At 61.8% G+C, this 19,176-nt stretch carries 18 protein-coding genes; 4 read left to right on the top strand and 14 right to left on the bottom strand.

From position 1 onward, the window contains the following. Positions 1-71: 71 nt before the first annotated feature. The 13 genes from ASE94_RS02710 to ASE94_RS02650 form a co-directional block, all read right to left on the bottom strand. On the bottom strand, positions 72-902 hold the full coding sequence (locus tag ASE94_RS02710) for a carbohydrate ABC transporter permease (protein ID WP_062629112.1): 831 nt from the start codon (positions 900-902) through the stop codon (positions 72-74). Positions 903-915: 13 nt separating this feature from the next. Then, the gene (locus ASE94_RS02705; protein WP_061909718.1) at positions 916-1,788 is read right to left on the bottom strand and encodes a sugar ABC transporter permease; all 873 of its coding nucleotides are present in this window, start codon (positions 1,786-1,788) and stop codon (positions 916-918) included. A gap of 193 nt (positions 1,789-1,981) precedes the next feature. Beyond that, positions 1,982-3,292, bottom strand: coding sequence for a sugar ABC transporter substrate-binding protein (locus ASE94_RS02700; protein WP_062629111.1), 1,311 nt, complete (start codon positions 3,290-3,292; stop codon positions 1,982-1,984). Between the two features lie 107 nt (positions 3,293-3,399). Then, a complete protein-coding gene (locus ASE94_RS02695) occupies positions 3,400-4,344 on the bottom strand; it encodes a sugar-binding transcriptional regulator (RefSeq protein ID WP_062629110.1) in 945 nt (314 codons plus the stop codon). Positions 4,345-4,396: 52 nt separating this feature from the next. After that, on the bottom strand, positions 4,397-4,657 hold the full coding sequence (locus ASE94_RS02690; RefSeq protein WP_062629109.1) for a hypothetical protein: 261 nt from the start codon (positions 4,655-4,657) through the stop codon (positions 4,397-4,399). A gap of 15 nt (positions 4,658-4,672) precedes the next feature. Further along, positions 4,673-6,025 (bottom strand): guanine deaminase, encoded by a 1,353-nt coding sequence (guaD, locus tag ASE94_RS02685; RefSeq protein WP_062629108.1) that lies wholly within the window; start codon positions 6,023-6,025, stop codon positions 4,673-4,675. Positions 6,026-6,027: 2 nt separating this feature from the next. Then, positions 6,028-7,890 (bottom strand): adenine deaminase C-terminal domain-containing protein, encoded by a 1,863-nt coding sequence (locus tag ASE94_RS02680; protein WP_062629107.1) that lies wholly within the window; start codon positions 7,888-7,890, stop codon positions 6,028-6,030. Beyond that, positions 7,887-8,837, bottom strand: coding sequence for an ABC transporter permease (locus tag ASE94_RS02675; RefSeq protein WP_062629106.1), 951 nt, complete (start codon positions 8,835-8,837; stop codon positions 7,887-7,889). Before ASE94_RS02675 ends, ASE94_RS02680 begins: the two co-directional genes overlap by 4 nt. After that, the gene (locus ASE94_RS02670; RefSeq protein ID WP_200913572.1) at positions 8,834-9,931 is read right to left on the bottom strand and encodes an ABC transporter permease; all 1,098 of its coding nucleotides are present in this window, start codon (positions 9,929-9,931) and stop codon (positions 8,834-8,836) included. Before ASE94_RS02670 ends, ASE94_RS02675 begins: the two co-directional genes overlap by 4 nt. Continuing rightward, positions 9,928-11,472: an ABC transporter ATP-binding protein gene (locus ASE94_RS02665; RefSeq protein ID WP_062629104.1), complete on the bottom strand. Its 1,545-nt coding sequence runs from the start codon at positions 11,470-11,472 to the stop codon at positions 9,928-9,930. The genes ASE94_RS02670 and ASE94_RS02665 overlap by 4 nt, the downstream gene beginning before the upstream one ends. Positions 11,473-11,531: 59 nt before the next feature. Beyond that, positions 11,532-12,581 (bottom strand): BMP family ABC transporter substrate-binding protein, encoded by a 1,050-nt coding sequence (locus ASE94_RS02660; RefSeq protein WP_200913570.1) that lies wholly within the window; start codon positions 12,579-12,581, stop codon positions 11,532-11,534. Positions 12,582-12,606: 25 nt separating this feature from the next. After that, positions 12,607-13,560, bottom strand: a complete 954-nt coding sequence (locus ASE94_RS02655; protein WP_062629103.1) for a nucleoside hydrolase — start codon at positions 13,558-13,560, stop codon at positions 12,607-12,609. Then, positions 13,560-14,903 (bottom strand): amidohydrolase, encoded by a 1,344-nt coding sequence (locus tag ASE94_RS02650; protein ID WP_062629102.1) that lies wholly within the window; start codon positions 14,901-14,903, stop codon positions 13,560-13,562. The genes ASE94_RS02655 and ASE94_RS02650 overlap by 1 nt, the downstream gene beginning before the upstream one ends. A gap of 136 nt (positions 14,904-15,039) precedes the next feature. Between ASE94_RS02650 and ASE94_RS02645 the strand changes: the two genes are divergently transcribed. The 4 genes from ASE94_RS02645 to ASE94_RS02630 are packed head-to-tail and all read left to right on the top strand — an operon-like array spanning position 15,040 to position 18,434. Next, positions 15,040-16,002 carry a cytidine deaminase gene (locus ASE94_RS02645; protein WP_062629101.1) on the top strand — a complete coding sequence of 321 codons (963 nt, stop codon included), beginning with the start codon at positions 15,040-15,042 and terminating at the stop codon, positions 16,000-16,002. A gap of 31 nt (positions 16,003-16,033) precedes the next feature. Beyond that, positions 16,034-17,050, top strand: coding sequence for a LacI family DNA-binding transcriptional regulator (locus tag ASE94_RS02640; protein ID WP_061909738.1), 1,017 nt, complete (start codon positions 16,034-16,036; stop codon positions 17,048-17,050). Between the two features lie 53 nt (positions 17,051-17,103). Beyond that, positions 17,104-17,853 (top strand): glutamine amidotransferase, encoded by a 750-nt coding sequence (locus tag ASE94_RS02635; protein WP_061909740.1) that lies wholly within the window; start codon positions 17,104-17,106, stop codon positions 17,851-17,853. Beyond that, complete coding sequence (locus tag ASE94_RS02630; protein ID WP_061909742.1) at positions 17,850-18,434, top strand: AAA family ATPase; 585 nt, start codon at positions 17,850-17,852, stop codon at positions 18,432-18,434. The genes ASE94_RS02635 and ASE94_RS02630 overlap by 4 nt, the downstream gene beginning before the upstream one ends. Before the next feature lie 140 nt (positions 18,435-18,574). Here the strand turns inward: ASE94_RS02630 and ASE94_RS02625 are convergent, their stop codons facing one another. Next, a complete protein-coding gene (locus ASE94_RS02625; protein ID WP_061909744.1) occupies positions 18,575-19,078 on the bottom strand; it encodes a hypothetical protein in 504 nt (167 codons plus the stop codon). Positions 19,079-19,176 lie beyond the last annotated feature (98 nt).

The raw sequence follows: 19,176 nt of genomic DNA, 5'->3' as shown, positions 1-19,176 counted from the left end.
CTCACCCGCCCCAAGAGGGGCGACCTCTCCCCCTAGGGAGAGGTGAGGCTTCGCCTCTGAATGAGACCGCCTCATTTCACCGCCCCAAAGGTCAAACCACGCACCAGCTGTTTCTGGCTGAACCAGCCGACGAGCAGGATTGGGGCGATGGCGAGGAGCGAGGCGGCGGAGAGTTTGGCGAGGAAGAGGCCTTGCGGCGAGGAGAAGGAGGAGATGAAGGCGGTGAGCGTGCCCGCGCGGCCCGAGGTCAGCGTGATGGTCCAGAAGGCTTCGTTCCAGGCGAGGATGACGTTGAGCAGCAGCGTCGAGGCGATGCCGGGCACGGCCATGGGGACGAGGACGTGGGTGATCTCGTTCCAGAGTTCGGCGCCATCCATGCGGGCGGCCTCGAGGATGTCGACCGGGATTTCCTTGAAGTAGGTGTAGAGCATCCAGATGATGATCGGCAGGTTGATCAGCGTCATGATCAGGGTGAGACCATGGACCGTGTCTAAGAGGCGCAGGTCGCGGAAAATCAGGTAGATCGGGATCAGCACGCCAACGGCGGGCATCATCTTGGTGGAGAGCATCCACATCAGGATGTCCTTGGTGCGCTTGGATGGCGCGAAAGCCATGGACCAGGCAGCGGGAATGCCGATGATGAGGCCCAGAATGGTCGAGCCGAAGGACACGAGGATCGAATTGATCGCGTGCTTGAAATAATCCGACCGCTCCTGCACCGCGCCGAAATTTTCGAGCGTGAAGTTCTGCGGGAAGAAGGTCGGCCGAGAGGCGATGGCTTCGGCTTCGGTCTTGAAGGCGGTAAGGAGCGTCCAGAGGATGGGCGAGAACAGCAGAAGCGCGATCAACCAGGCGAGGACGGTGAAGCCGATGCGGGTTTGAACGGAGACGCGGCGGGCCATATTTTCGTTCTCCCTAAGCGTCGAGGTTTTTGCCAACGGCGCGCATCAGGAAGATGGCGACCACGTTGGCGATGATGACGGCGACGACGCCGCCGGCGGAACCGGCGCCGATGTCATTGCTGAGGATGCCGGTGCGGAAGACGAGGAAGGCGATATTGGTCGAGGCATAGCCGGGGCCACCGCCAGTGGTGACGCGGATTTCGGCGAAGATGCCCAGAAGGAAGATCGTCTGAATCAGGATCACGATGGTGATCGCCCGCGCCATGTGCGGCAGGATGATGTAGCGGAAGCGGTTGACGGCGTTGGCGCCATCCATTTCAGAGGCTTCCCGCTGTTCTTCCGAGAGGGATTGCAGAGCGGTGAGGAGGATCAGGGTCGCAAAAGGCAACCACTGCCAGGCGACGATGACGATGACCGAAAACAGCGGATATTGGTTGAACCAATCGACCGGCTGCAGGCCGAAGAATTTCCAGAGATGCCCGAGCATTCCGTAGCCCGGATGCATGAAGCCGTTTTTCCAGATCAGCGCGGCAACCGGCGGCATGACGAAAAAGGGGGAGATGACGATGATGCGTAAAATCCCCTGCCCCCAGATCGGCTGATCGAGCAGCAGCGCGAGAAAAGTGCCGCCGATAACGGTGATCAGGAGCACGCCGCCGACGAGGAGGAGCGTGTTGATAAGGGACTGGGTGAAGCTGGGGTCGCCGATGACATAGACGTAATTGGCCCAGCCGGCGAAGCCCGTCATCATCGGATTGATGAGGCTATAGTTCTGGAACGAGAACCACAGGGTCATGACCAGTGGCACGATCATCCAGATGAAGAGCACGATAACGGCCGGCGCCATCATGGTGCGCGCCAAGGCGCGGGTTTGTTTGGTGGCCATTCTTTTGTGACTTTCTCCCGGCGCGATCCAGCTCTTTCAAGTATCGCGGCGTCATTCCCGCGAATGCGGGAATCCCTTCTTCACCGTGCTCCGCTCCCGAGATTCCCGCTTTCGCGGGAATGACGCAGTGGGTGGAGAGAAACCCGCCTGGCCAAAAGAGGGATCGATCGGCCAGGCGGCAGTCGGGAGGATTCTACTTGATGTAACCAGCGCGGGTCATGTCGCGGGTGGTGGCTTCCTGAGCCTGGGCCAGGGCGTCGTCGGCGCTCATCTGGCCGGCGAGAGCGGCGGAGAAGAGTTGGCCGACATTGGTGCCGATGCCCGCAAATTCAGGGATCGCGACGAACTGGACACCGGTATAGGGCACGGGCTTGACCGTCGGATTGGTCGGATCGGCCGAGTTGATCGAGGCCAGGGTCATCGCGGCGAATGGCGCAGCGGCCTGATAGTCGGCATTTTCATAGAGCGAGGTACGCGTGCCCGGAGGCACGTTGGCCCAGCCATCCTTTTCAGCGACGAGCGCGAGATAGTCCTTATCGGTTGCCCAATTGATGAATTTCTCGGCCGCTTCGGCATTTTGCGAGGAGGCCGGAATGGCGAGGGACCAGGCCCAGAGCCAGTTGCCGCGCTTGCCAAGGCCATTGTCCGGCGCCTGGGCGAAACCGACCTGATCGGCAACGGTCGAGTCGGTCGGGTTGGTGACAAAGGATGCGGCGACGGTAGCGTCGATCCACATGCCGCACTTGCCCTGCTGGAAGAGGGTCAGGTTTTCATTGAAACCGTTGGAGGATGCGCCGGCGGGACCTGCGTCGGCCATCAGCGAGAGATAGGTATCGAGCGTCGATTTCCATTCGGGCTGATCAAACTGGGGCTTCCAGTTTTCGTCGAACCAGCGCGCGCCGAAGGAATTGGACATGGCAGTGAGGAAGGCCATGTTCTCGCCCCAGCCGGCCTTGCCGCGAAGGCAGATGCCGTTGATGTCATTGGCGCGATCGGTCATGGCGCGGGCGGCTTCGCCGATGAATTCCCAGGTCGGGGCTTCCGGCATGGTGAGGCCGGCTTTTTCCATCAGGTCCTTGCGATACATGATGAAGGAGCTCTCGCCATAGAACGGGGCGGCATAAAGCTTGCCATCGAGAGAGAGGCCACCGCGGATGGCGGGGAGGAGATCGTCGACATCATATTCGGCATCGGCAGAGAGTGCATCGAGCGGCTTCAGCCAGCCCTGCTTGGCCCAGATCGGGGCTTCGTAGGTGCCGATGGTCATGATGTCGTATTGGCCGCCATTGGTGGCAATGTCGGTCGTGACGTTCTGGCGGAGCGTATTTTCTTCGAGCACCACCCAATTGAGTTCGATGCCGGTTTCTTCGGTGAAGGCGCCCGAAAGACCCTGCATGCGGATCATGTCGCCATTGTTCACCGTCGCGATCGTCAGGGTCTGCGCCGAAGCCGAGCCAGCCAAAGCAAGCAGAAGTGCGCCCGCGAAAAGGGGTGTGAGTTTCATAGATATCCTCCCAAGGACGGAGCGAGTTTTTGCTCTCATCTTGAGCAAATGTTCACCAGCTGAGCGAAAGTGTCAAGCGGGGTATTTTTGCTCTTTGGGATTTTCACTTACTGGAGGAGAAGTGCCGCCGTCGTTTCGTCGGTGATGACGCCATTGGCGAGGCCGCTTTTGAGGGCGGCGCGGATGGAGGCGGCTTTGCTGCGGCCCATGGCGAGGGCGATGACGGGGCCCTTGGGGATGGGCGCGGAGGCAACGCGATCATTGGTGAGGCCGGCGATCAATTCGCCCGCGGCATCAAAGGTCCAGCCGCAGATTTCGCCAACAGCGCCGGCCTTTAGAAGTTCGGCGTGCTCGACTTCGGTGATGAAACCATCGAGGAGCAGCGGCGCGTCGGGGCCGAGATGGCCGACGCCGACAAAAGTGATCTGGGCCTGTGCGGCAAGGGTCAGCGTCGCTTCGATCATCGCCTGGGTGTGGAGGAGTTGCCGCTCCTTGGCCGAGGACGCGATGACCGGCAGGGGCATGGGGAAGGATCGGGCTTTCACCGTATCGGCAACGTTGAAAATCACGTTGTAGAAGGCGGCGGAGCCATCGGGGGCGATATTGCCGGTGAGCGAGACGACCTTATGGTGCTGGCAATCCATGGGCTGGAGCTGCTCGATGGCGGCTTTGAGGGTACGGCCGGTGCCGATGGCCATGACGATGGGGTCGGTGCTCTTGAGATAGCGCTCGATCTCGGCGGCGCCGGCTTCGGCAACACCAATGGTGGTCGACCCCGACGCCGGATCAGACGGCACGACTTCGCACTGGACAAGGCCGAAGCGGTCGGTGAGGCGCTGGGCGAGGTCGAGGCAGCGGCCGATGGGGTGGTCGAGGCGCACTTTGATCAGGCCCTCGCTGACCGAGAGCGAGACGAGACGCTGCGCCGTCTGGCGCGAAATGCCCATCTTGGCCGCGATCTCTTCCTGGGTATTGCCCGCGACATAGTAGAGCCAGCCGGCGCGGGCAGCGTCGTCGAGCCGGGTCGCAGAATTATCCTGTCGCGCTGCCATGGTCCTCACCTGTCGCTGGGGATTATTCCCAAGCCGGGCTCGGGTGCAAGCCCTACCAGCGGTGTCCCGAGGGACTGGGGCGCTTGAAATGATCGGTGAGGGCAAGGAGGACGACCATGTGGAGCCGCTCCTTGGTCGATGGATCTTTCAAACATTTGACGCGCGAGGACACGGTGAAATGGAGCCCGTCGCGGAGGCCCGTCGCCGTATAGGAGAGGAGCTGGGCGGCAGCATCGTAGCTGGCCGTCACAACCTTGAACTCCATCGTCGCCATGGCACCCGTTCCGCAAATCGCCTTTGCCATCATGGACATGAGACGGCTCAGGCATCAAGGGGTGCGATCGAGGCCGTCGACCCACACTTTCGCGATATTAGGGCGAGTGGCCCCATAGATCAGTTTTTGGAAGATGGCATTGGGGTCGGTTTCGCCAAAGAGGCGGATGGCGCCGGTATGGGCAGTGGTGTCGATAGCGAGGGCATCGAAGCGGTAGCCGGGGGCGATGAGGCCGATGGGGAGATCGAGCGCGATGCCACCGCCAGCTGTGGCGAGATGGAAGGCAGTGATGAGGTCGATGGCGGAGTTGGGACGGCCGCGCTCGTTTGCCGGAAGCGAGGGATCGGTGCCTTCGGCGAGCATGCGGGAGGATTGGACCGTCACGCGCACTGCTTGGAACATCGAAGCGGAGGGGCCGCCGGAAATATCAGTGCCAAGGCCGACATGGACGCCTTTTTCGAGGGCGTGCCAGAGCGGGAAGACGGAATTGGCGAAGTAAATATTGGAGAGGGCGCAATGGGCCACCGCGGCGCCGCGACTGGCGAGGCGGTCCATATCCTCGTCGGTGAGGAAGTTTGAATGGGCCAAAACGCTTTTGCGCGTCAGAAGGCCAAAGGCGTCGAGGGCAGCCGCGTCGGTTTTGCCGTAGCGCTCGAGCACATGGCCATGGGCCCAGTCGCTTTCCGAGCAATGAGTTTGGACGTGGCAGCCGCATTCTTCCGCCAGTGCACCAAGGCCCTCCAGGGCTTCATCGGTACACGAGGGAATGAAGCGCGGCGTGATCACCGGGAGCACGCGCCCTGCCCCGTTATCGAGGTGATTGCTGATATGCTCGATGACGGCACGGGTTTCGGCCACCGCGGTTTCAGCGCTCTCGTCGCGGTAATTTTCGGGACAGGCGGCGGGGTCGTCCATCACCACCTTACCGACAAGGGCGCGCTGGCCTTTTTCGATGCAGATATCGGCGAGGAGCTTTGTCGCGGCTTCGTGCTGGGTCGCGAAGTAGAGGGCCGTCGTCGTGCCGGTGGCGAGGAGATCGCTGACGAGGACCGCATAGCGCTCGCGGGCGAAGTCGAGATCGGCATATCTGGCTTCGAGCGGGAACGTATATTTCTGCAGCCAGACTTCGAGCGGCTCATCGAGCGCGAGGCCAAGCTGGGGATATTGCGGCGCGTGGATATGTAGATCGACGAGACCAGGGAGGCCATAATGGCCATCGGGCAGACGATAGAGCCGATCGCCAAGCTCGGCCTCGACGAGGGTCCGCATGGAATCGCCGGCCGGGTGAATATCGGTGATGGTGCCCGCGCCATCGACGCGGATCAGCACATTTTCCAGCACCTCCAGCTTTTCGCGCGTCGGCGCGTGAAAGAAGGTGCCAACTATCCCAGCGCCCGAAATGTCCATGACTACCAAACGATCTTGTGTGTCTCGCCCGTTTGTACATTCACAAAGCCCTCGGGGCAAAGCGCGGATGGGGCGACGAGCACCCAGCGCCAGGGCGAGCAGGTGAGCGTGGCAAAGATCAGGAATTCCGGGAAACCGGGTTTCCAGCGGTTCATGGCGGCGGGGGCATAGACCCAGTCGACTTCGTCCGCGCGAGCGAGGAAGGCTTTCATATCCGCATCGAACGCTTCGGCCGGGCGCGCGGTCATGAGACCGGCGATTTCGAGGCGCAGTTCGGCAACGACTTCGCCGCGATGAACGAGGACATAGCCACCATCGATTTCGGCGAGGCGATTGACAGCCTTAGCCATGGCGGTGTCGGACGAGCCGATGCACCAGATATTGTGGCTATCGTGGGCGACCGAGCAGCAAAGGGCGGTGTCCGGGTCGGCGGGGCCAACGCCGGTCCAGAACATGGACGCCACGGCGCCGTCCCCGCGATACCGATCAATCATCGACCACTTGGTGATGAGTTTTGCCGGATCGCGCTGCACTTCGCCGTTCTCGACCGGGAGGGTCTCGACGGCAAAATCCTCGTTCCAGGCAAAGGGACGGGAGATCGCCGCCTGCATGGTGGTGCGGCCGGGTTCGGCCTGGATAGCGAAGTCGGCGGCGGTCAGCGTACGGCCGATATTGACGGAGCCCGAGGCCCAATCGGGCCAGTCGATCCGGGTCTTGAGTCCGGTATAAGTCTGGCCCTCGGACACAAGCCGTCCATCGGCATAGACATGGGCGATGTCGATCGAGGGGACGTCGCGCAAAAGCACTATGTCGGCATAGCGTCCCGGCGTGATCGAGCCGACCCATTGATCGATGCGCATATGGCGCGCCGGATTGATGGTGGCACACTGGATGGCGATTTCGGGGGAGAGACCATAGTGGATGGCGTGGCGGACATTGTGGTCGGTGGCGCCATCCCTGAGCGTATCGCTGGCGCTGCGATCATCGGTCGTGAAGGCGATGTTCGACCAGTCCTTGAGGCCCTTTTCGAGAAGGCCGGGAATTATGGCATCATAAGAGAAGGGACGAAGCTCGGTGAATAGCCCGCGCACCAGCCGATCCCAGGTTTCTTCCAACGCCCAGACTTCGTGATCGGAGGAGAGGCCGGCAGCGGCGAAGGCGGAAATGTCGTGGAGATCGGTAAGGCCATTGCCGTGGCCCTCAACGACGCCGCGCATTTCAAAGGTAGCGCGGATCATGCCCCACATGCGCGCGTAGCCCGGATTGGTCGGGTCCCAGACCGAGGGCCAATCCATGACTTCGTCGAGGCTCGTGACCGAGAGGTTTTCCGACAGGAACTCTTTCTGCTCATCATAGCCAAAATAGCCGCCCGACTGTTCCCATGGCGTGGGCGGCACGGCAGACCCTGGCTGGATGAACACTTTTAAAGGCGAGCCGGCGCGACGGGCCTTTTCCCAGAATTCGATGTTTTTGGGGCCGTTGACGTTGGCGAATTCGTGGCTCGCTTCGCAGGTCCAGGTATTGCCGCGCGGCAGGACGAGCTCAGCCTCGAAATCGGGCGTGATGTGCGTGGATTCGATGTGCTTATGGACTTCGCCGAAGCCGGGGACGGCGGAGAGGTCGGGATAGGAAACGCGCTTGGCGACCTCGCCACGATAGGAACCCACGGGGCCGACATAGGCGATGCGGCGGCCGGCGATGATGATCTCCTGATTGTCCATCCATTCATTGGCATGGACGGCGAGGAGACGACCAACTTCCACGGCAAGATCGGCCGCCTTTTTGCCCAGGGACACCAGCAGCAGATGCTGCCGGATGGCGACCTCATCGGTCGCCGAGAGGATGAGGTCGTCGGGGAGGGTCATATCTTGGTCAGGGTCCGCATCTGGCGGGCGCGCTGGGCGCGATAGCTGAAGAGGATAAGGGCGAGGACCGTCACCACGAAGGGGATAGTCTGGATCATTTCGCCGGGGATCCAATTGAAGAGATTGGGCATGACCACCGCCAGCGCTTCGAAAATGCCGAAAAGGAGCGCGGCGAGCATTGCCCCGACCGGATGGCGGGCGCCAAGCAGCACCGCGCCGAGGGCGATGAAGCCGCGGCCGGCCGTCATGTCGCGGGTAAAGCCGATATAGTTGAACATGGCCAATTGCGCGCCGCCGATGCCGGCAAGAGCGCCCGAGGCAACAAGGCTCCAAGCCCGCACCTTGGTGACGTTGATCCCCGCCGCTTCTGGGGCCGCCGGATATTCGCCGACGCCGCGCAGCCAGAGGCCATAGGGCGTACGGTAGAGGAAATACCAGACCGAAAAGACCATGAAGAGCGCGAGCCAGGAGAGGATCGAATGGCCCGAGAGCAGGCTGTGGAGGGTCGGCCCGATGACGGGAATCGCATCGAGAAAGGAGAGATTGACCGCGGGAACGGCTTTGGACTGCAAATTAATGGACGTGCCCTTGTCCCCGCCAGTGGCTTGCGAGAGCGCGAAGACGGTGCCGCCGGTCGCCAGAATATTGACGGCGAAGCCGACGAGGATGATGTCGGCTTTCAAGCGCAGATGGAAGAAGGCCATGAGCGCGCCGAGAAGACCGCCCGCGCAAATGCCGGAGAGCACGGCGACATACCAGGGCGCATAGACCGAGACGATGACGGCGGTGAGCGCCGAGATCAGCATCATGCCTTCAAGCGCGACATTGAGCGCGCCGGAGAGATCGGAAATGAGCCCGCCGAGGGTCGCGAACAGCAGTGGCGTCGTGGTGCGGATAACAGTGACGAAGAAGGTCGCGGAAAAGACCGTCATCAGGAGTTCGATCATTTCGCGGCCTCCGGTGCGGCGGCTGGTGTCGTCTTGCGACCGAGGAGATTGGCAAAGAATTTCTTGCCGGGCAGCGAGAAGGACGAGGCAACGAGAAGGATGATGATGGCCTGAACCACCGAGATCATTTCGGTCGGCACATCGGTGCGGATGCCCATAAGCTGGGCGCCCTGACGGAGATAGCCATAGGCCAGCGCCACGAAGGGCACGGCGAGCGGCCGCGAGCGGGCGACGATGGCAATGAGAATGCCTTCGAAGGCGAGATTGCCGTCAAAATTCTGCGCCAGATTGCCGAAGGCGCGGCCCTGGACGAAGACCGAGCCCAAAAGGCCACCAAAGGCGCCGGCGACGGTCATGGCCGAGACCATGATGAAGCTCGAGCGGATTCCGGAATATTCGGAAAATTTCGGATTGTGCCCCACGAGGCGCAGTTTGAGGCCCCAATTGGTGCGGTAGAGCAGGAACCAGACGACGAAGGTGGCCACAAGCGCGACGAGGATGCCGAGATCGAAGCGCGTGCCGGGGAGAATGGCGGGATAGATCGCGGTATCGGGGAATTTCGCCGTCGCCAACTGGCCCGTGCCTTGCGGGGCTAGATGGGCGCGGATGAGGTAATTGACGATGAGAATGGCGATGTAATTGAGCATGAGCGAGGAGACGATTTCGCTCGCGCCGAAGCGCGCCTTGGCATAGCCGGGGATGAAGCCATAGACGGCGCCTGCGCACATGGCGGCCAGCATGGCGACGGGAATAGCAAGGGGCGTCGCGCCGATGGGCGACATGGCGATGAGCGCGGCAAAGAGCCCGCCCATATAGACCTGGCCCTGCACGCCCATGGAGAATTGCCGGGCCTGGAAGACGAGGCTGAAGGCAAGGCCGGTCAGCGACAGTTTGGCGACGTCGTCGATCCAGAGCCCCATGGTGCGGTTGGACGAAAGCGGCGCTGTAAGCAGCGTCTGGAAGGCGGCGCCGGGATCGGCCGAGGTAAGAAGGATGACGACGAGGGCAACGATCAGCGCAATGACGACGGCGGTGAGGGCGCGACCGGTTTCGCGGCCAATCATGGCCCAGCGGGAAGGAGAGTTCTGGCTCATTGGAGGGCTGCCCGCATGGTTTCGGGATCCTGGCGCGACAGGCCGAGCATATAGGTGCCCAGCGTTTCGGCGGTGAGGTCATCGGAATTGACGAAGGCCGCGACGATCTTGCCGCGATAAAAGACGACGAGGCGATCGGAGAGCGCGAGGAGTTCGGAGAGATCGGCAGAGCTCAAAAGCACCGCGGCGCCGCCATCGCGCGCTTCAGTGAGGGACTTCCAGATGAACTGGGTGGCGCCAAGATCGACGCCGCGGGTCGGCTGATTGACCAGCAGGAGTTTTGGTTGCTCGGAGAGTTCGCGGGCGACGACGACCTTTTGCATATTGCCGCCCGAAAGCGTGCCGACGGGATAACCGGGACCGCCGGCGCGGATGGAATAGCGCTCGATCAGTTTTAAGGCCTGGGCCTTGATGGCCTTCAAATCGAGGAGGCCATTGCGGACATAGCGCTTGTCGGCAAGGCGGGTGGCGACGAGATTTTCGGCGATGGTGGCGCCGGTCGCAAGGCCCCGCGCGATACGGTCTTCAGGGATGCTGGCAAGGCCGCGCTCGCGCCGCTCGAGCGTCGAGAGCGGGTTGAGCCTGTCGCCATTGAGATAAACGACGCCATCGGCAATCGGGCGGAGGCCGGCTATGGCTTCGAGGAGTTCCGCCTGACCATTGCCCTCGACCCCGACAAGGCCGAGGATTTCGCCCTGATGCACTTTTAGGTTGAGGTCTTCTGCGATCGGCGCGCCGCTTTCGGCGGTGAGTTTGAGCGCTTTGACTTCGCAGGCGAGATCGCCGCGGCCCTTGGCGCGATCGATGCGCAGCGCGATTTCGCGGCCGACCATCATGGTGGCAAGGCTTTGCTCGGTGACTTCCTTGGCGTTAACCGAGCCGACGGTCTTGCCGGCGCGCATGACGGTGATGCGATCGGAAATGGCGAGGACTTCAGGCAGTTTGTGAGCGATGAAGATGACCGTACGGCCTTGCGCGACGAGGGCGCGGACCGCAACGAACAGCTCTTCGACTTCCTGCGGCGCAAGGACGGCGGTCGGCTCGTCGAGAATGAGGATGCGCGCGTTCCGATAAAGCGCCTTGAGAATCTCCACCCGCTGCTGCTGGCCGACAGGGAGTTGGCCAACCGGCGGCAGGGGATCGACCGCGAGGCGGAATTTTTCGGAAAGCGCGCGCACCTCTTCGATCGCCTTTTGGCGGTCGAACTTGACGCCATTGCGCGGCTCGGAGCCGAGCACGACGTTTTCATAAACGGAAAAAGAGGGGACCAGCGAAAAGTGCTGGAACACCATGCCGATGCCATTGTCGATGGCTTCGCGCGGATTGGCGAAGGATACGGGTTTGCCATCGAGGCGCAGTTCGCCGCGATCGGGCTGTTCGATGCCGAAAAGGATCTTCATCAGCGTCGACTTACCGGCCCCGTTCTCGCCGACGACGGCATGGACTTCGCCTGCCGCGATAGTAAGATTGACGCCGTCGTTAGCGACGGTGCCGCCGGGATAAGTCTTGCCGATGGAAATGGCTTCGAGCAGCGGCGCCATGGCGTCTCCTCGCTGGAATAGAAAAAGCCCCGCCTGAGGGACAGGCGGGGCCGGAACGCTTACTTCATGGCGCTTTCGACGGTGATTTCGCCAGAGATGATCTTGGCTTCCTCGGCATCGACTTCGGCGCGGACTTCGGCCGGAACGAGCTTTTCATAATAGCTGTTCTTGGCAATGCCGACGGCGCCATCGGCAAGGCCGAGGATCAGGTTGGTGCCATAGGGCGCGGTGCCATCAAGGGTCTGCTGCAGAGCGGTAAAGAGGGAATCGCCAACCTTCTTTTCGACCGAGGTGAAGATCACATCGGCCTGGGCCGGATCGGTCGGGGCGAAGATTTCGGCCTGGTCGCTATCGACGCCGACGGCAAGCTTGCCCTCGTCGCGGGCTGCCTGGAGCGCGCCGATGCCGGTGCCGCCCGCAATCGGGAAGACCACGTCAACGCCTTGGGCGAACTGGGCGAGCGCCAGTTCCTTGCCCTTGGCCGGATCGGTGAAGGAACCAGCGACAGCGCGGGTCACCTGTACATCCGGATTGGCGGCCTTGGCGCCCTGCTCGAAGCCGAGGGCGAATTCGAGGATGGTCGCGCCTTCGACACCGAGGATTTCGCCGAGCTTGCCGGTGGTCGAAATCTTGGCGGCGGCATAGCCGGCCAGATACGCGGCGGTCGACACGCGATAATTGATGGCAAGCATATTGCCGAGATTTCCGGCGGTGAAATCAGGCGCATCATCGAAAACGATGAACTTGGTTTCCGGATAGTCCGGCGCCAGCTCGGCCATGAAGCCGGTCATTTCCCAGGTGCCGGCGATGACGACGTCATAGCCCTGGTCGGTGGCGTCCGCGAGGGCCGGCTGCCAGCGGCCACGATCATTGCCTGCTTCGATGACGGTGACATCGACCGGGAGCTCCGCCTCGGCCCGATCCAGACCCGCCGCGGCGGAGTCAAAGAAGCTCTTGTCGCCGAGATTGCCGTGGACAACGAGGGCAACCTTGAGCGGGTTTTCCTTGGTGTATTCCTGGGCGAAAACCGCGCCGGCCGAAACCGAGGTCATGAGACCGGCGGCAAGGAGGCCGGCAAAGGCGCGGCGGGTAAAGGTTGGGTTGGACATTGACGAAGCTCCCTTAAGGCTTGGGTCAGGCGGTGGCGCGGTAGGCAACGGACGCGCGGTAGAGCGCCACGAGGCGATCGACCTTTGCTTCCTCGATTAAGGTCACCATCGGCGTGCCGAGGCGGCCTGAAGGATCGACCAGGGTCATGCCGCGCGCGATGCCCGGCGCAAGCGCCACATCGACGGAAGCACGAATGGTCTTGGTCACAAGCTCCGGCTCGATAACAGCGGCAATGGCCAGCGGATCGACGAAGCGGAAATGATCGGGCCCGCCATAGCCGACAGTGGTCTTGCGCGCATGGTCGACAAGCGCGGCGGAAAAAGTCTTTTCCGGGCTGTCCGGAATTTCGGCAAGGAGCGCTTCGACTTCATCACCGGTCATGAAATGGGTGACGCAGGGCTCCCAAGGCGCGACGAGTGTTTCGACATCTGCACCAAAGACGATCGCGGCGGCTTCGGGATCGGCATAGATATTGAATTCGGCAGCCGGCGTGGTGTTGCCACGGCCATAGACGGTAGCGCCCATGATGGTGAGCTGGCCGATGCCGGGAACGATATCGGGCGCCAAGCGAAGGGCGAGCGCCATATTGGTCAGCGGGCCGATCATCAGGATATCGACCCTTTCGCCGGCCTTGGCGGCGGCGCGGAAGGTTTCAACGAGATAGCCGACGCCATCGGTGCTGGCGACTTCCGGAATCTTTGCGGGGCGCGGGGCGCCGCCGAGACCGTCTTCGCCGTGGATATATTTCGCGTCGATCACCGGCTGGGTCAGCGGACGATCGGCACCCTTATGGACCGGCACCGAGCCTTTGCCCGCAACTTCGAGCACGGTGAGAATATTGCGCGTTGCCGCATCGAGACCGACATTGCCGAAGACGGTGGTGATCGCGTCCGGCGTCTTGCCATTGGCGATCAGCATCATCAGGGCCTGCGCGTCGTCGACGCCGCCATCGGTATCGAGAATGAGTTTTCTTGCCATTATGCCACTTTCCGAGCCGCTGCGACGCGGTCCCAGAAATCCCTATAGGTGTTTGAGTACTCGGCCCTGATCTCAGACAAGGGCCGACGCAGGAGCTGCCGATCTTGCACCAGCTGCTCGCCGGCGACAAAGACATGGCGCACATCCCGTCCACTTCCGGAATAGACCAGCAGCGTCTCGATGTCAGGGGTCTCGGAATAGCCTGCACCAGAAATATCGATCGCGATGATATCGGCCGCCTTGCCGACTTCGAGCGAACCGATCTCATGGTCGAGCCCCAGCGCCTTGGCGCCCTCGATGGTGGCCATGCGCACGAGCTGGGCGCTGGAGATCGGCTGCGCCGTCCTTTCGCGGTGTGAGGCGACGAGCCCCGCGACCCGCATCTCGTTGATCATGTCATAGCCATTGTTGGCCGCGACATTGTCGGTGCCGAGAGCAACAGTGACGCCCGCTGCCTTGAGATCGACCACCGGGCAAATGCCCTCGCGGCCGGAACGAAGCCCGGCCGTCGCATTGTGGGAAATGGACGCGTGAGGCGCGCGGGCAAAAACCGCGATGTCCTCGGGGCTCAGATCAAGGCAATGCGCTGCGTGGATGCGGCCATTGAAAAAGCCGAGCTTTTCGAGAGCAACCGCCGCCGTCGTGCCATAGCGCCGCTCGGTCTCTTCATTGTCTTCGGGGCCACACGCCATATGGAGATGCAAGCCGACACCGAATTCGTTGGCGACGGCAACTTCGGCAAGGAGCAGATCCTCGGTATTATCGACATAGGGCGCATGCGGGCCGAACCAGGGAATGACCCGACCGTCGGACGAACGCTGCTGGCGGAGAAAGTCCGTCGCCTTGGCAAGTTCTTCCTCGCCACGCTCCTTGTCGCCCAATTGCACAATGCCATAGGCGATGACAGCGCGGAGCCCGGCATCCTTGACGGCGGCGGCGATTTCCTCGGCGAAGAAATATTGATCGCAAAACGTCGTCGTACCGCTCAGCGCCATCTCGGCGCAGGAGAGCGCAACGGCCGGACCGATATCGGACGAGACCAGCGACAGCTCCGGCTCCCGGATGGAATTGTACCAGCCCTCCATGGTGAGAAGGCTTTGACCTTCAGACCGACCGCGAAACAGCACCATGGCCGAATGAGTATGCGCATTGACGAGGCCGGGCATGACCAGATGCCCTGAGAGATCCTGAACCACGTCGAAATCATCCGGGCTCGGACACAAATCCGCAGATCCGACGCCACTGATCCGACCATCGACAAATGCGACCCAACCACCAGCATAGACGGTGTTGGCATCATCCACAGTCAGGACGGTCGCATTGCGGAGGAGTGTAGAACCCATTTGACCTATCGTTGGTAAAGCGCTTTACATAGCCGATCTAACGATGGTTTCGAGGGGATTGTCAAATGCTATCGCACCCAATTTGCACAAGCCTGCGCCGCACAGGACTTGTGCACAATTTCTCGGCAAAAACCCGATGAGCGTCAATCCTTTTGCCGCTGACTCGGCTGTCCCCGCGCGGCTTGGCAAGATCGGCGAAACCGAAAAGGCGGCGATTGCCGATGCCATCCTTGCGGCAATCGCGCCTGCAAAATCGCAGCCGCAGGACAATATAGGCGGGGTCATTCCGGCTTCAGTGGTCAGCGAACTCGTTGGCCGCTTTGGACTGCAGTCCGAGCGCGATCTCATGTGCCTGCTGCTCGATCTGGCGGCGCGAGAAATGGCAAAGCCGCTTATTTCCAATTTTCACGTCGGCGCTGTGGGCCTCGAAACCGAGACGGGCAATCTCATCCTCGGCGGCAATGTCGAATTCCCGACGACGCATCTCGGCTATACGCTCCATGGCGAGGGTTTTGTTTTCACCCGCGCCATGAGCCGGGGCACCAATATCGGCGTGATCGCCATCGGCGAAGCCCATCCCTGCGCCCATTGCCGACAGTGCCTTGCCGAATATGCCGCCAGCGACCGGCTGGAATTGATCGACCCGCTCGGCCACACGCTGACCCTCGCGCAACTTTATCCCTGGCCGTTCGACCCCGCCTATCTCGGCGAACGCGGCGCCGTGCCCGGGCGCGAACTCTGGTCCAATCTGCGCTTTGAGGAAGATAGCGTCTCCCCCGCCGCCAAGACTTTGCTCACGGCGGGACGGCGCAGCCATTCGCCCTATAGCAAATGCCCCGGCGCCCTGACGCTGCATCTGCGCGATGGCGCCGCGGTCACCGGCACGGCCATTGAAAGCGTCGCGTTCAACCCGACCATCCATCCGGTGCAATCGGCGCTCGTCGATCTTCTCGCGCATGGCTACGGCTACACCGACATTGTGGGCGCCAGCCTCGGCACCGTCCGCGGCGGCGCTGTCGACTATACCGCAAGCACCCGCGAACTGCTCTCCCGCATCGTGCCGGATACGCCGGTTATGGTTATGGGATGGGCGGTGTGACTCGGATGCCGTCTCAAAGCGCGGAGGCACCATGCCAACCCTGAGTGACGTCGCGGCCGAAGCCGGCGTTTCCCCGACTGCCGTCTCGCGCTATCTCAACAATCGCATCGACCTGCCGCAGGCGACGCGGGACCGCATCGATGCAGCAATCGCCAAGCTCGATTATCGCCCCAACCTCCTGGCGCGGCGGCTCTCGACCGGGAAATCCGAAGCCATTGCGCTCGTCACCCCCGATATCGCCAACCCATTCTTTGCCGAGCTTGCGGCGGCCGTCGAGCGCCAGGCGCATGCCAGCGGCTATTCGGTCTATATCACTTCCACACAAGGCCACTCGGACGCGGAAGTGAAAGCCATACGGCGCATGGCCGATAGCCATGTCGATGGCCTCATCATGATGACCAATCGCGTCGATGACGGCACGCTGGCCGCGCTCTTGGCCGGACGCACCAATGTCGTCGTGCTCGACGAAGATATCGAAGGCGTCAATCTGCCCCGCGTTTTCGTCGATAATGCCGAGGGAGCATATCTGGCGACACGGCACCTCATCGAGCATGGGCATCGCGATATCGCGCTGATCGGCGGGCCGCATCGGCTGATGAGCGTCAACGAACGCCTCGCCGGTTATAACCGCGCCATGGACGAAGCCGGTTTTTCGATCCGTCCCGGCTGGGTCCTTCTCGGCGATTATAGCCGCAACTATGGCGCGGCGGCCGCCTCGGTTTTGCTCGAAGCGCCATCGCCGCCGACAGCCATCTTGGCCTGTTCCGACTATATCGCCATCGGCGTCATCCAGACCGTGCGCGCGCTTGGGCTCTCCATCCCCAATGACATCAGCCTCGTCGGCTTCGACGACATGGCTTTCGCCGCACTCGTCGATCCGCCACTGACCACCATTCGCCAACCGGTCGGCGCCATGGGCGAACTGGCAGTCAAACATTTGCTCGCTCTGCTCGAAGGGACGCCGCCGCCTGACGAAACGCGGCTGCCGGTCGAGCTCGTCATCCGTAATTCCGTCGCGCCGCCGCAGCAGCACGCCGACCCAGCCTGAATTTTTTTACGCGGGCGGCAAACCCCTGCCCCGCGCCAACATGAGGCCATGCCATGAGCAAACGCATTCTGATCGCTGGGGAATCCTGGACGGTGCATTCGATCCACCAGAAAGGGTTCGATAGTTTTACGACCACCGAATATGCCGAGGGCGTCCGCTGGCTCAAGGCCGCGCTCGAAGCCGGCGGCTGGGACGTGACCTATCAGCCCGCCCATGTCGCAGCACGGGATTTTCCGTTCACGGTCGAAGAGCTTGCCGCCTATGACTGCGTGCTCCTCTCTGATATCGGGGCCAACACGCTGCTCCTCCATCCCGATACGTTTGCGCGCTCTAAAGTTCTGCCGAACCGGCTCGCCGCGGTGCGCGATTATGTGGCGCAGGGCGGTGGTCTCGTCATGGTCGGCGGCTACCTCACCTTCCAGGGGATCGACGCCAAGGCGCAATATGCGGGCTCGCCTATCGAAGAAGCACTGCCAGTGATCATCGAGCGCGGCGATGATCGCGTAGAGGCGCCGCAGGGCGTGGTGCCAAAAGTTAAGAAGTCCGAACACGCGATTGTCGCGGGGCTTTGGGCCGAGTGGCCGGCTCTGCTTGGCTACAACCGCTTTGCGGCCAAGACGGGCGGCGATGTCGTTGCGAGCGTCGGGAATGATCCGCTGATCGTCGCCGGAGACTTCGGCAAGGGCCGCAGTGTTGCCTTCGCCTCGGACTGCGGACCACATTGGGCCCCGCCGCCTTTCGTCGAATGGGCTGGATATAATCGTCTCTGGACCCAGCTTTGCGATTGGGCAGCGGGCAAATGAGCCTCACCGTCAAGCAACCAGAAGATCCGTGGCAGCGCACGACCACGGCAGGCGGCTTTGCGGCCGATGAGGTGATTTCAGCGCTGCAAAAGTCGATCCGGCGTGCATTGGTGGACAATGCGCTGCTGCTTGCCTGGGAGATGTTTCGCACGAGCCCAGAGATGGAAGAAAAGCTCTGGTCGCGGCTCTGTGTCATTGCGGTGGAAGATATTGGCCTCGGCAGGCCCGAGGCACCGGTTCTGGTCGAGACGCTCTATCAGCAACACAAGCGCTATGATCGGCCAACGGGTGATCGCTTCCTCTTTGCCGCCCATGCCGTGCGGGTTCTGGCCGGGTCCGAAAAGGATCGAACCAGCGACGATATGGTCAATTGGGCCATACGCGGCACGCAATTGGGTGAACTTTCGCCAGAGATCATCGACGTCGCCAAAGATATGCACACTTTAGCCGGCCAGGAACGCGGGCGGGACTATCGCTTCTTCATGGAGGAGGCGAGCCAGGTCACGCCCGAGATCTCAGGCAAAGACCAAAAATATCGCGATTGGATCATGGCCGCATTGGATAGCGGCAAGCTGGTTTAGGGCGTTTGGGGATTTACGTCAGGACGAGGCGAAAAAGGTGGTTTTCGAGAACCGGAGCGGAGCGTACGTTCGGGTACGTGAGCACCGGAAGCGCAGAAAATCGCCGTTTGCAGTCCGGCATCACGGAATCCCCACACGCCCTAGGCCGAAAGCAGCGGCGCGAGGCTCTTGAGGAAGGCGCGGCACTCTCTGAGCGTCGCGCTCGCCTCGTCGGAAATGTCTTCGCGGAGGCTTTCCCCCTGTTCATTCAGCGTGTCGAGGAGGGCAAGCCGTCGCTCGTGCAGCGTCCTGCCGATTTCGAGGTCTGCAGCGGTCTCGAGTGCCCGGCGCATTTCCTGAACGCGGAGCAGCAGCGAAAAACTGGCATAGAGGCGCCGCGCTATCGAGGGATCGCGGCGCCAGTTTTCACCAGCAAAGATGGCCGAGGCTCGCTGACCGGCACCGAGGCAGTCGAATGCCTCACACCCCTCATAACCAAGCTCTTCTCGACGCGCGTGAATGGTGCAGCGAAAGGCGGCATCTAGGTTATGGCAGGGTTGGCCGGCGGCCTTATCGTGAGCGAATTGAGAGCCACGAGAGAAGGCGAGCGCAGTGCAGCATAGAGCAAAGCACTTGTCGCATTGGGCTGAAAAATCAGCGTTCATCGCTGTGCTTCCGGTTTCATCGCATTAGAAACAGCAAAGCCCCGGTTCTTTCGAACCGGGGCTTTTGTTATGATTATCGTAGAGAGGGATGTGTTTTT

The sequence above is a fragment of the Devosia sp. Leaf64 genome (assembly GCF_001421945.1).
GTDB lineage: Bacteria > Pseudomonadota > Alphaproteobacteria > Rhizobiales > Devosiaceae > Devosia.
Note: the sequence above shows the minus strand (reverse complement) of the source record. Positions and strands in the feature narration are given on the sequence as shown.